The 13065-nt window shown below is 47.2% G+C and carries 7 protein-coding genes, 1 pseudogene and 1 CRISPR repeat array; of the genes and pseudogenes, 6 read left to right on the forward strand and 2 right to left on the reverse strand.

The annotated features are described in order from the left end of the window. The first annotated feature begins 481 nt into the window (after positions 1-481). Genes cas5c through cas2 form a run of 6 tightly spaced genes read left to right on the forward strand, consistent with a single transcriptional unit; the run spans position 482 to position 5925 of the window. Positions 482-1204 carry a type I-C CRISPR-associated protein Cas5c gene (cas5c, locus tag EDM58_RS05615; protein WP_023559131.1) on the forward strand — a complete coding sequence of 241 codons (723 nt, stop codon included), beginning with the start codon at positions 482-484 and terminating at the stop codon, positions 1202-1204. Then, on the forward strand, positions 1201-3072 hold the full coding sequence (gene cas8c / locus EDM58_RS05620) for a type I-C CRISPR-associated protein Cas8c/Csd1 (RefSeq protein ID WP_122912489.1): 1872 nt from the start codon (positions 1201-1203) through the stop codon (positions 3070-3072). Before cas5c ends, cas8c begins: the two co-directional genes overlap by 4 nt. A 15-nt stretch (positions 3073-3087) precedes the next feature. Further along, positions 3088-3945: a type I-C CRISPR-associated protein Cas7/Csd2 gene (gene cas7c, locus EDM58_RS05625; RefSeq protein WP_122912490.1), complete on the forward strand. Its 858-nt coding sequence runs from the start codon at positions 3088-3090 to the stop codon at positions 3943-3945. Continuing rightward, positions 3935-4594, forward strand: coding sequence for a CRISPR-associated protein Cas4 (cas4, locus tag EDM58_RS05630; protein ID WP_023559134.1), 660 nt, complete (start codon positions 3935-3937; stop codon positions 4592-4594). The genes cas7c and cas4 overlap by 11 nt, the downstream gene beginning before the upstream one ends. After that, positions 4591-5622, forward strand: a complete 1032-nt coding sequence (gene cas1c, locus EDM58_RS05635; protein WP_122912491.1) for a type I-C CRISPR-associated endonuclease Cas1c — start codon at positions 4591-4593, stop codon at positions 5620-5622. Before cas4 ends, cas1c begins: the two co-directional genes overlap by 4 nt. Positions 5623-5634: 12 nt before the next feature. Further along, positions 5635-5925 carry a CRISPR-associated endonuclease Cas2 gene (cas2, locus tag EDM58_RS05640; RefSeq protein WP_023559136.1) on the forward strand — a complete coding sequence of 97 codons (291 nt, stop codon included), beginning with the start codon at positions 5635-5637 and terminating at the stop codon, positions 5923-5925. A gap of 181 nt (positions 5926-6106) precedes the next feature. Beyond that, a CRISPR array of direct repeats spans positions 6107-8978; the repeat unit is 32 nt; unit sequence GTCGCATCCTACGCGGATGCGTGGATTGAAAT. A gap of 186 nt (positions 8979-9164) precedes the next feature. Here cas2 and EDM58_RS05645 read toward each other — a convergent pair. Next, positions 9165-12267: pseudogene (locus EDM58_RS05645) on the reverse strand (hybrid sensor histidine kinase/response regulator). Between the two features lie 57 nt (positions 12268-12324). Beyond that, the gene (locus EDM58_RS05650) at positions 12325-13065 is read right to left on the reverse strand and encodes a LytR/AlgR family response regulator transcription factor (protein ID WP_122912492.1); all 741 of its coding nucleotides are present in this window, start codon (positions 13063-13065) and stop codon (positions 12325-12327) included.

Consider the following 13065-nt stretch of genomic DNA (forward strand, 5'->3'; position numbering starts at 1 on the left):
GTTGCTATGAAAGTCTAAACATTATGGAATGGGTACAGGTCAGAATAATAAGGGGGAAATATAGTGCAACAGAAATGTTTTTCTATCAAATTTAAGCAACTCTTAACCAAAGAGCCAAAAGGAATTGGAAACAAAAATAGGGTGACAAGATCGTATAGTATTGAGGTTAAATTTACAAACGCTCGCTATAGGGAAGAAGGACAAGACGTCATGTCAAGATACAGGGTTGTATCACAGGGGAATCAAGAATGATAAAGCTTTTAGAAGCCAGAGAAAAAAGAATCAACTGCGAATGATTAATATCAGTAATGGTAGGGTACACCGAGCCTTTCCTTAAACCACGTGGACAAGCAGGAAGAGAAAAGTTTGGGGTCAAGCTCATATATTGACACAAAACTTTTCTCTTCCTCCCCTACCCAATTGTTTATAGAAATCAATCGGGGATCAGGGAGAAACTCTAACATTATGAGGAGGTGTGACCATGCGAAACGCTATCGAGTTTATGGTCTACGGTGACTATGCGTTGTTTACCGACCCGTTAACAAAGCTCGGAGGAGAGAAACTCTCCTATCAAGTCCCAACCTATCAAGCTCTAAAGGGTATTGTGGAATCGATTTATTGGAAGCCGACGCTGATCATGGTCGTAGATGCAGTACGTGTCATGAAGCCGATCCGAATGGAATCAAAGGGGATTCGTCCGTTGGAATATGGTGGAGGCAATACACTGGCCAACTATACATATCTGAGAGATGTCTGCTATCAGGTCCGCGCGCATTTTGAATTCAACATGAACCGTCCGGATTTGGCCTATGATCGCAACGAGAATAAGCACCACAACATCCTGAAGCGCTCTCTGCGGGCAGGTGGAAGAAGAGACATCTTTCTCGGGGCGAGGGAATGTCAAGCATATGTCGAGCCATGCGTGTTTGGAGAAGGGGATGGTTTTTACGACAATTACGGCGGCGATCTTCATCTTGGCAACATGATCCACGGCATCAATTATCCGGATGAAACAGGCCGGAACCAATTGGAGGTTCGCTTGTGGAGTCCTGTAATGAAGGATGGCTATATTGAATTTATCAGACCAGAACAATGCACACAGGTAAGGACGATTATGGACATGACACCTAAGCGGTTTGACGACGCTAATGTCAGTTCCGCAGAAGAACTGTATGCACAGCTTGCAGTGGGGGGAAATCCATGAGTTGGCTGCTAAATCTGTACGAAACATACGAGTCTAACTTGGACCGGGTAGGCGAGACCGAGAAGAAACATAACGAACAAGAGTATACCTTGCTGCCGATCTCTCATACCACACAAAACGCCCACATCGAAGTGGAAATAACAGAGGATGGGGAGTATCACTCTGGCTCAGTCGTTGACAAAAGCGATGCCAATACGTTGATTCCGTGCACCGAAGACTCAGCAAGTCGTTCGGGTTCCAAAATTGCGCCTTATCCTTTACATGACAAGCTAAGCTATGTGGCGGGAGATTTCGTCGCCTTTGGAGGGGAAATCAAGAAGGAAGAACCATTTTCCTACTACATCAAACAACTGGAAGAATGGGCAAATTCCCCTTACACTGTCCCCAAGTTGAAGAGTATCTATCGTTACTTGAGCAAAGGCAGGCTTATCGAGGACTTGGTAAATGACGGAGTGTTGTTTGTGGATGAACATAATAAGCTTTTGGAAAAATGGGACAAGACTGGCACCAAGCCACAGATCTTTTCCGCCGTCGCTGGTGACCAAACAAGTGCCTTTGTCAGGTTCAATGTTCGTTCCGCTGATGTGATACTGCAAAAGGTGTGGAAGGATCCGGAGATGTATGATTCGTTTATTCGTTATTACAACGAGCAGTTAGCAGACGAGGATCTTTGCTATGTAACAGGAAAAATTCTCCCGGCAACCGACAAGCATGCAAACAAAATTAGAAATCCGGCGGACAAAGCGAAATTGATATCAGCTAATGATTCAAGTGGATTTACGTTCCGCGGAAGGTTTCAGGAAAGTCGGGACGCAGCCCGTATCAGCTATGAGGTATCCCAGAAAGCCCATAATGCATTGAAATGGCTCATCCATCATCAGGGGAAGGTTATTGATCAGAGAGTCTTTCTCGTCTGGAGCAATGAAGGCAAGGAGGTACCAGGAGTCACAGATGATTTTTTGTCCATTGATCCGACGCCTGTTGTTGCCCCAAGGAGAGCATCATTTACCAATGAGGAGATCGCCAAGGAAGTCTCCAAAGCTTTGGATGGGTACAGAAACCAGCTTTCGCCTTCTTCCAGGGTGAATATTATGGTTCTGGATTCAGCGACCACCGGCCGAATGGCTGTACTGTATTACCGCAATATGGATCAGGAGCACTACTTTAGTAAGCTGATCCAGTGGCACTCCACTTGCGTGTGGTTGCATCGATACCAAAAGGATGAGAATGGGAATATCGTGCAATTTTATGGGGCGCCCGCAACGAAAGACATCGCTTTTGCAGCCTATGGACCAAACGCCAGCGACAAGATTGTCAAAGGGTTAATGGAGCGCATGCTTCCTTGCATTATAGATGGACGAGACATTCCACGAGATATTACTGAAAGTGCCCAACGCCGAGCATCCAATCCAGTATCGATGGAGAAATGGGAATGGGAAAAGACAATGAGTATTACATGCGCTCTGATTAATAAAAAGGAGGGAATAAGTGTGGCATTGGATGAAAGCAATACTGAACGAGACTATTTATTTGGGAGATTGTTGGCGGTGGCGGATGTTTTAGAAAGACGTGCCCTTGGTAAAGAGGAACTTCGAGCCACCAATGCAATTCGTTATATGAATGCGTTCTCCCGGCATCCAGAGAGGACCTGGAAGACCATCCAATCCTGCTTACAGCCGTATCAATTAAGGCTTGGCAAGAAGGCATCCGACCTCAATAAAATTATTGATGATATAGGTTCACGAATTCCGGTGGACCAATTTAACAACAAACCACTATCAGGTTTGTATCTGTTAGGTTTTTATAGTCAGAGACATGCAATTTACAATAATAAGGGCAATGGCGACACAGAAGATACACCAAAATAGAAGGGGAAGATCAAAATGAATACACTCGATCATAAAATTGACTTTGCTGTTGTGTTATCTGTGACTAAGGCGAACCCGAACGGAGACCCGTTAAATGGCAATCGACCAAGGCAAAACTTTGACGGTTACGGGGAAATTTCCGATGTTGCCTTGAAGCGGAAAATTCGAAATCGTCTTCAAGATCTCGGAGAATCTATTTTTGTGCAATCCAATGATCGCAAATCGGATTCCTATGGAAGCTTGAGAGAGCGTGCTGATTCGAATGTGGAATTGGAAAAGATCTTGAAATCAAAAACGGTATCGAATGACGAATTTGCCCGCATTGCCTGCCAGGAATGGCTGGATGTCCGTAGCTTTGGCCAAGTCTTTGCATTTAAAGGGGATAAGGGGGGCGTATCTGTCGGAATTAGAGGTCCCGTATCCATTCATCCTGCAACCAGCTTAGACCCCATCGATATTTCAAGCATTCAAATTACAAAAAGTGTAAACACAGAGCCAGGCGTTTCTAGAGGTTCAGATACCATGGGGATGAAGCATCGTGTCGATTTTGGTGTTTATATGTTTTACGGGAGCATCAATACGCAACTTGCTGAGAAAACCGGGTTTACCAACGAAGATGCGAAGAAGTTGCAACATGCTCTTGTCACGTTGTTTGAAAATGATGCGTCTTCTGCAAGACCTGAGGGAAGCATGGAGGTCCATAAGGTGTATTGGTGGGAACACAGCTCCAAGCTAGGTCAATATTCTTCTGCGAAGGTACATCGTTCAGTAAAGGTTGAAAGACTTGTGGATCAACCCAAATCAATCGAGGATTATAAGTTTACTGTTCAACCCTTGGAGGGTTTAGAGGTGGAGCAGATTCATGGAATATAATGAGGATGAGCATTACTTACTCTTGTCAGGCATCCAGCATTTTCAATTTTGCAAACGGCAGTGGGCGTTTATTCACATCGAACAACAATGGGAAGAAAACGTAAGAACCGTTGAAGGAGAACATCTTCACAGGAATGTCGATCAACCGTTTACGAAAGAAAAACGTGGCGACAAGGTCATCGTTCGTGCAATGCCCGTCAAGTCCGAAAATCTAAAGATAACAGGAGTATGTGATGTCGTCGAGTTTATCAGGAACGACAATGGTGTTGAAATTAGCGGTGTGGAGGGGAGGTATCTCGCTTATCCGGTTGAATATAAGCGTGGAAAGCCGAAAACGGGCGATGAAGATGTTTTGCAATTAGCTGCTCAAGCGATCTGCCTGGAGGAAATGCTGTTGTGTGATATCGACAAGGGATACCTTTTCTACAATGAGATTAAACACAGGGTAGAGGTTCCGCTAACTGAAACGATCAAACAAAAAGTGAGCTTGGTCGTGGCTGAAATGCAAGAATTCTATAGTGGTAGGCATACTCCAAAAGTCAAGACGGGGGCATTTTGCCGAAGCTGTTCTCTTCAAAATATTTGTCTACCGGAACTCATGAATAAACGGACTGTAAAAAGTTACGTTGAAGGGAAAATCAAAGAATGAAAAGGCTGCTCAACACCCTCTATATCACACAATCAGATGTTTATTTATCCTTAGACGGAGATAATATTGTCCTTTTGAAGGAGCAAGAAAAGCTGGCCAGATTGCCGCTTCATAACCTGGAATCTATCGTCTCCTTTGGATACACAGGTGCTAGTCCGGCACTAATGGGGTATTGTGCGGAGCGAAATATTTCATTGGCATTCTTCACCGCCAGCGGAAGATACCTCGCCAGGGTCATCGGGGAAAGCAAAGGCAATGTTGTCCTGCGGAAACGACAGTATATGGCCTCGGAGGATCTGGTCCTTTCGGCAAAGATTGCACGGAATTTTATTGTGGGTAAGATTTATAACCATAAATGGATGATCGAAAGAATGACACGGGACTACGCTTTACGTATTGATGTCCCACAATTCAAAACGGTATCGCAACAGCTGTCAGCTTTACTTTTAGATGTGAGGGAATGTGAAGATCTTGAGAGATTGCGGGGGCTGGAAGGACAAGCGGCTATTAGTTACAACAGGGTATTCGACTCTATGATCCTACAGCAGAAGGAGGACTTTTATTTTCACTCGCGCTCCCGCAGACCGCCGATGGATAACGTAAATGCGATGCTGTCATTTGCCTATTCCCTCTTGGCGCACGATGTCTCCTCTGCACTGGAAGGGGTAGGGTTGGATGCGTATGTCGGTTTTTTGCACAGAGATCGGCCGGGACGAGCCTCTTTAGCGCTGGATGTGATGGAAGAGTTACGTGGGGTATTTGCTGATAGGTTTGTGCTGTCATTGATAAACAAGAAGATTATGAGCAAGGAGGACTTTTTCGAAAAAGGGAACGGTGCTGTTATTATGAAAGATGAGGGAAGGAAGAGATTCCTGACCGCATGGCAAAATAAAAAACAGGAAAAAATTACGCATCCTTATCTTGGAGAGAAGATCTCCTGGGGGCTAGTCCCGCATGCGCAGGCTTTATTGTTAGCCCGATATTTACGTAATGATCTAGATGAGTACCCACCCTTCTTGTGGAAGTAGGTGAATGAAGAAGTGCTAGTATTGATTACGTATGATGTAAGCACGACGAGAGGTGAAGGACAAAGAAGGCTTCGCAGAGTGGCCAAGATATGCCAAAACTATGGGCAACGTGTCCAAAACTCCGTATTTGAGTGTGTTGTTGACTCCACTCAGTTTGCTATTTTAAAGCTAAAGCTTCTCGAGGTAATTGATCAACAGCAGGATAGCCTCAGGTTTTATCAGTTGGGCAATAATTATAAGAACAAGGTTGAACATGTGGGAGCGAAAGAGTCTATAGATTTGGAAGGTCCATTAGTTTTGTAGTGCGAACCAGAGGTGCGAATGTATAGCGTACATGATTTCGCTGGGACATTCGCACCTGGAAAACGCGCTTAATTGTTCTCTTTTTTATAGTTTTTTACATATATATCCAAATTTTGTCTGATTTAAGTGCGCTTTGATTACAAATATGGAACTTTAGGTGTGTTTTGTTTAAAAAATCGCTGTCGCATCCTACGCGGATGCGTGGATTGAAATCAGCAACTGAGAAAGCCTGACACGGAAATCCTCCAGTCGCATCCTACGCGGATGCGTGGATTGAAATTTGAACATGAATCTTACCACCGAGCTGTCCGAATGTCGCATCCTACGCGGATGCGTGGATTGAAATTCGCGAGCATCTTCGTAATCTCCTGGAACGTAGGCGTCGCATCCTACGCGGATGCGTGGATTGAAATCCTCTACGATGTCGACGCGGGCGTACCGGGTGCGGTCGCATCCTACGCGGATGCGTGGATTGAAATTACGAAGTCGACAACGGCAAAGTCCGTCTCAAGGTCGCATCCTACGCGGATGCGTGGATTGAAATCCGCTCCCGAGATAACCTTATACGCCATATCCTGCGTCGCATCCTACGCGGATGCGTGGATTGAAATGAGCCGTACGAGCCCGTTTACCCGACGATTGCATGGTCGCATCCTACGCGGATGCGTGGATTGAAATGTCTTCGACCAAGAGGCGGACGCATCCGAACAGGACCGTCGCATCCTACGCGGATGCGTGGATTGAAATCGGCAATCCACGACGTATCCGGTTTTGGCGTTGACGTCGCATCCTACGCGGATGCGTGGATTGAAATGGGCAAATTCGCATTGGCGAGCATGACGGTGGCAGTCGCATCCTACGCGGATGCGTGGATTGAAATGACCGACATTACGGAAACGGCGGCCGACTCCTACGTCGCATCCTACGCGGATGCGTGGATTGAAATCCTTGAATGTAATGGTCAGGTAGTTGTCTGCTCGGTCGCATCCTACGCGGATGCGTGGATTGAAATACGGGGTCAGCCAGACCATCATGAACTACGAAAGTCGCATCCTACGCGGATGCGTGGATTGAAATGTCCAAGCTGATCAACTCAGATGCATCCCGGCGGCGTCGCATCCTACGCGGATGCGTGGATTGAAATTTAACTCTGAATTTTCGTCCGTTTACCTCGACAGTCGCATCCTACGCGGATGCGTGGATTGAAATCCGTAAGGTGTGGATGCTTTCCATTTCGGATCGGGTCGCATCCTACGCGGATGCGTGGATTGAAATCTTACTGCCGCCTTCGGGTTACACATCTGGAAAGTCGCATCCTACGCGGATGCGTGGATTGAAATTCAGTACGCTTCCAAGCGGGAGCGCCTTCTGCCGGTCGCATCCTACGCGGATGCGTGGATTGAAATAGTAATCCGGCTTGCTGTCAGTACGCGCTTTTGGGTCGCATCCTACGCGGATGCGTGGATTGAAATTTGAAAGCAGTTATGAAGCTGGTACGGGCAAGTCGTCGCATCCTACGCGGATGCGTGGATTGAAATTTCGGAACTATTGATGAATTCGAACAGAAAGTAGTCGCATCCTACGCGGATGCGTGGATTGAAATATCCAGTGAGTACTCCAATGCCCGTTCGATCTGTTGTCGCATCCTACGCGGATGCGTGGATTGAAATTCCTATTTTGGTGAAACTTTGTCCAATTTATCCGTCGCATCCTACGCGGATGCGTGGATTGAAATGGCAAGCTCCGTCAAGTGGATCCAGTCCCTTGGGTCGCATCCTACGCGGATGCGTGGATTGAAATATCTTCGCTTGTTATCCCGGTCGCGTCCGGTGAGTCGCATCCTACGCGGATGCGTGGATTGAAATCAAAAGCGTGGCAAGACGTGGCAATACACCATCAGGTCGCATCCTACGCGGATGCGTGGATTGAAATACCAAGGATCAATTCTTAGCATCCAAGCAATTTACGTCGCATCCTACGCGGATGCGTGGATTGAAATATTGGTGATTCCAAGGCTGCGTAAGGCGTATATCGTCGCATCCTACGCGGATGCGTGGATTGAAATCTCAAGCTCTCGATTGATCCTGGAAATTACGGTGTCGCATCCTACGCGGATGCGTGGATTGAAATTGCTGTATCGCTTGAATGAGGGTACAAAGGCAAGTCGCATCCTACGCGGATGCGTGGATTGAAATAAGCGATAGCAGCCAAGGCAATCACCCTACAAGGCGTCGCATCCTACGCGGATGCGTGGATTGAAATAAAATTAAAGCTATGACTAACGATGAATTCGAAGTCGCATCCTACGCGGATGCGTGGATTGAAATAAAACGGCGGCGGATTTCGAGAGTTCCATGTCGCGGTCGCATCCTACGCGGATGCGTGGATTGAAATCCAAAACGGAGGAGGCCCGCCAGAACCGGCCATGTCGCATCCTACGCGGATGCGTGGATTGAAATAATTGGCGCCGGCAGTAGGACATGGGGCTAATGTGTCGCATCCTACGCGGATGCGTGGATTGAAATGCGATGGGAAAAGAAAAAGGAGACTACTCCGCAGTCGCATCCTACGCGGATGCGTGGATTGAAATAAAACTGAAGAAGAAATCTCGACCATCGAAAATTGTCGCATCCTACGCGGATGCGTGGATTGAAATGCTCTATTTTCCCTTGGCGCATCAGTCATTTGTTGTCGCATCCTACGCGGATGCGTGGATTGAAATCTTCCTACGAGTCCGGCAAGCCTGACGCATCCATCGTCGCATCCTACGCGGATGCGTGGATTGAAATCGGGAGTCGTTGACATCACCAACACGATGCTAAGTCGCATCCTACGCGGATGCGTGGATTGAAATAAGATGACGCCGAATTTACGGTATTGGACATTAAGTCGCATCCTACGCGGATGCGTGGATTGAAATACGCTCCACATTTACTACCTGTAGATCCAAGCAAAGTCGCATCCTACGCGGATGCGTGGATTGAAATCTGCGAGCCGATGACTTTTCTCAAGGAGATCTTCGTCGCATCCTACGCGGGTGCATGGATTTAAATTATATTACCGTGAAAGCTGAAAAGACATGCGGGACGTCGCGTTCTACGTCGAGGTAAATGCCGGCACGAACGGGAAGGGTCCTGGGACGTCGTTCAGTAGCAGGATCAAAGACAAAACGTTTTTCCCCGATTCTGAACCCGTTCCTACACGAAAAGGGTGAGGCCATATGCCCCACCCTCAACGCTTTATCGATCCGGTATTACAAACGACACGGTTGTCCCTTCATTCGGCTTGCTGCGTATCGACAGCCCTTGCCCGTACATTTGCGTCAACCTGCGATTTGTATTGGAAAGACCGATTCCGCCCTTTTTATCCCAGGGTGGGCTCAACAATTGCATTCTCTTGTTCCATCCCTTTGCCATCATCGATGACTTCCACAAGCGTGGAGCAATCCTGCCGGACGATGCGGATATGAACCGTGCCGCCTCTCGATTGCTTGAGGAGACCGTGTCGGACTGCATTTTCCACCAGTGGTTGGATTGTCAGCGGGGGGAGCAGCAAGTCGATGTCGGAATCAATCTCCCATACGACAGACAAGCGATCCTCAAACCGTTCTTTTTCCACATACAGATAGGTTTCGATCAGTTCCAGTTCATGGGATAGCTCTACCAGTTCCTTCGTATTCAGAAAATCAAAGCTGATCCGCAAATAGGAAGCAAACGCATCGCCCAGCTCACGCATTTTTTTCGTATCGATATCGCTTAATGCCAGTATGGAATTCAGCGTATTGAAAAGAAAATGAGGATGAATTTGAGCCTGCAAATAAGCAGCTTCCATCCGTAAGCGTTCAGTGATGGATTGCTTCAGCGTGATTAACGCTCGTATGCGGTACTTGAGCTCCAAAGCATCTACAGGCTTGGTGACATAGTCGTTGGTGCCCGACAAGAAACCCGTATAGATATCAGCAGGCTGGCTGCGCGCAGTCAACAGCAATATGGGGAGCTCCGACAAGGAGTAATGCTCCCTTACCTTTTGCGTCAATTCGTATCCGGACATCTGCGGCATCATGACATCAGCAATCAATAGATCCCATTGCTGTGTCGGGAGAAGCTCCAATGCCTCTTGAGCAGATTGAGCGATCGTAACGCTATACGGCTCGGTAGAGAGGATTCCAACCAGCACATTCAGGTTGACGGGGTCGTCGTCGACAGCTAGGATCGATACTTTTTCGCCGTTGAGAGGATGCGGATCGGGTTCTGCGGATGGCACAAAGCCATACGGGTTGTCCGAGAAAATCAATCCAGCTTCCGCTTCATCCGTCTTTTGGTTCTGATGCATCGAATACTGCGGCAAGCTCGAAATCGCCGAGCCGGCTAACGGCAGATCGAAACGGAACACGGAGCCTTTTCCTGGTTCCGATTGGACCGTCAATGCACCGCCATGCAATTCGACCAACTGCTTGCATATGCTCAACCCCAGCCCAATTCCTCTGCCGTCGCTGATCCCGTAAGAGCCCTGCTCATAGGGCAGGAACGCTCGCGCCTGTGTTTGCTCATCCATGCCGACCCCGGTGTCGGAAACATGGATGACGGCACGCCCTTCCCGGATCTCGGCAAAGACAAGGATCAATCCTTTTTCCGTGTATTTAAGGGCGTTATGCAGCAGGTTGTACAGAATCTGTACGAGCCTTTTCTCGTCGGCCATCACAGGAGGCATCGTCTCGGCAATATCCATCCTCATCTGGACCGGCTTTCCTTCGGTCATAAAGCGAAGCATGCCGATTACGCCCGGTACGATCGATTGAATCTGCAGGGGCTGCTTCTCCAGCACGATTCGCTGTTCCTGGAGCCTTGCCACATCGAGCAGATCGCCAAGCATATGAGACATGCGAAGGCTGATCGTGATTAGCAGCTCCATATCCTTGACGCTTCGCTCACTCATCGTTTCTTTTTCTTTGGTTACGACACTCTCCGCGATGTTCATGATGCCATGGAGTGGTGTTCGCAGTTCATGCGAGGTATTGGCGAGAAATTGGTCTTTCAGCTTGTCAGCTTTCTTTAACTGCTCATTCAACTTGGCATTTTCCTTTGCATTGCGGAAGAACTTTTTGAACCAGTATGCAGAAAACCCGACAATGGAAGCCATAATATCCAGCGGGTAATAGACGAATATCATCTCTTGATACGAATTCCATAAGCTCCAGAAAAGGCTGGATAAAATACTCGCCGCGGACAAAAGCAAGAAGACGACGTCGTGATCCGCCTGCTTTTGGAAGATCATTGATCCAATGACGTAGAGAAACCAGGCAAAGGATATGAAGCAGAAAAAGCCAAAGATTCCAAACGCGACGGTCGCATGTACCGGTTGAGTGGTTACAACCAATAAAAAAACGGAGTAAACAAAAAGAGCCACCGTGTAGATCCGCATCCATTTGTTCCAGGCTGGAGCCGATGAGAACCTCCTGAACAGAAGCAGAATCAGAAAGATCTGCCACAGGAAGGAAAGCAGCCTGATCTTCAGCGCCCATGCATAATTGATCGGCAGCCATAGCAGAAGCAGGTAGTCATGGTGGGTTACAATATACACTCCAGCCAACAGCGTCAACAGGCTGACGATGAACAAAGCCCGTTCGCGAGGGCTAAAGAGGTACAGGATCAAAGCATACTAACCATGAAGCAGCAGCACCATAAACGTAACGAGTTGGAATCCGATGGAATACCAGCGAACGTAGTCAATGGCCGCCTGGGAGCCAAAGCGAATGGAGTCCAGAATACCGCCGTTGTAGGGGTCTTCAAAGTTCGCGACTCGGATGAGCAATTCAATTTCTTTTGTGCCCTCCACAGAGTAAGTAGCCGTGTAAGAGACATACTTTGGCGTGTACGCATTCGCGTTTTCGGCGGGGGTTCCCATATTGCTCTCGGCGATCCCGTTTATTTCCACCCTGGATGAGGCTTGTATTCCTTTGAACCAGAATCCGGCAGGCTCCTCCAGAGGGTCTACAAGAATGCGCAGCCGATAGGTGCCGTACCCCAATGAGGAACCCGCCTCCTTCGAAAGTGCCTCGCTCCAGTCCCCCGGAACTTGAACCGTGCGAACATCGTTAGCTTCCAATGACACATCCTGATGGGAGATGAGCTTTCCAGGATAAAACTGCCATTCGCCATCCAAAGGGACAGTCGAGGTTCGATCCATTTTCCAGCCGCGCAGATCAAGAACGCCATTGACCGCAGGGGTAAATGCAGCCGAAGAAAAATTCTCGGCCCAGACCCATCGCAAGCCAAGGAGGAGACCGAAAAAAAGCAGGATAATAATGATGTGTTTGAGTGTGGTCAACTGTTTGCTTCTCATATAGAGTGATTTCAACATCATTAGACAGTAACCTCTATAATTCTTTTCCATTGGAAATTATAAGTTCATCATACTGCGGAATGCTTTCATCTTCCCTCTACTTACCGGAATTTCTGTCTGCTTGCCATCGTTCATCTTGATTAGATACGTATTATGGAACCAAGGGATCATTTCTTTTATCTGTTTTAAATTGATTACATAGTTTCGATGACAGCGAAAAAACGAGCCCGTTTTATTCAAAATAGCTTCCAATTCATGGAGGGAAAGATCGCATTTTTCGATCGTACCATGAGTGGCAATATATAATTCTCTTTCCTTTACAAATGCAAAGAAAATTTGGCTTACCTGGATCGGTATAATCTTGTTGTCTTTTCGGACGCATACATATTCCTCCAAAGCGGGAGGAGGTTGGTGATCAGTGGCTTTCTTTTTTGTTTGAAGAGACTTCACTTTCTTGATTGCCTCGTCCAGCTTGGATTCAAGAATCGGTTTGGTCAGGTAAAAGACAGCTGGGGTATGAAAGGCTTCCAATGCATGTTCATGAAAGGCAGTTGAAAAAATGATCAGAGGCGGATGGGACAGTTGATTCAACTTTTTCGCAAACTCCAGACCATTCATCCCAGGCATTTGAATATCTAAAAAAAGCAAGTCGGGCTCTAGCTCGATAATCTGGGGAAGAGCCTCAACGGGATTGTAGTGGATCGAAACAACTTGGATATCGATATACTTTTTTAACATGTATTCCAATTCTGAACATATTGCTGGTTCATCATCGATAATCATGGTTTTCAAGAACAA

It is taken from the genome of Brevibacillus panacihumi (assembly GCF_003710985.1).
GTDB lineage: Bacteria > Bacillota > Bacilli > Brevibacillales > Brevibacillaceae > Brevibacillus > Brevibacillus panacihumi.

Bases quoted from the DNA above. Each gene is read 5' to 3' on its own strand.
- cas5c (WP_023559131.1), top strand. From the start codon at position 482: ATGCGAAACGCTATCGAGTTTATGGTCTACGGTGACTATGCGTTGTTT.
- cas8c (WP_122912489.1), top strand. From the start codon at position 1,201: ATGAGTTGGCTGCTAAATCTGTACGAAACATACGAGTCTAACTTGGAC.
- cas7c (WP_122912490.1), top strand. From the start codon at position 3,088: ATGAATACACTCGATCATAAAATTGACTTTGCTGTTGTGTTATCTGTG.
- cas4 (WP_023559134.1), top strand. From the start codon at position 3,935: ATGGAATATAATGAGGATGAGCATTACTTACTCTTGTCAGGCATCCAG.
- cas1c (WP_122912491.1), top strand. From the start codon at position 4,591: ATGAAAAGGCTGCTCAACACCCTCTATATCACACAATCAGATGTTTAT.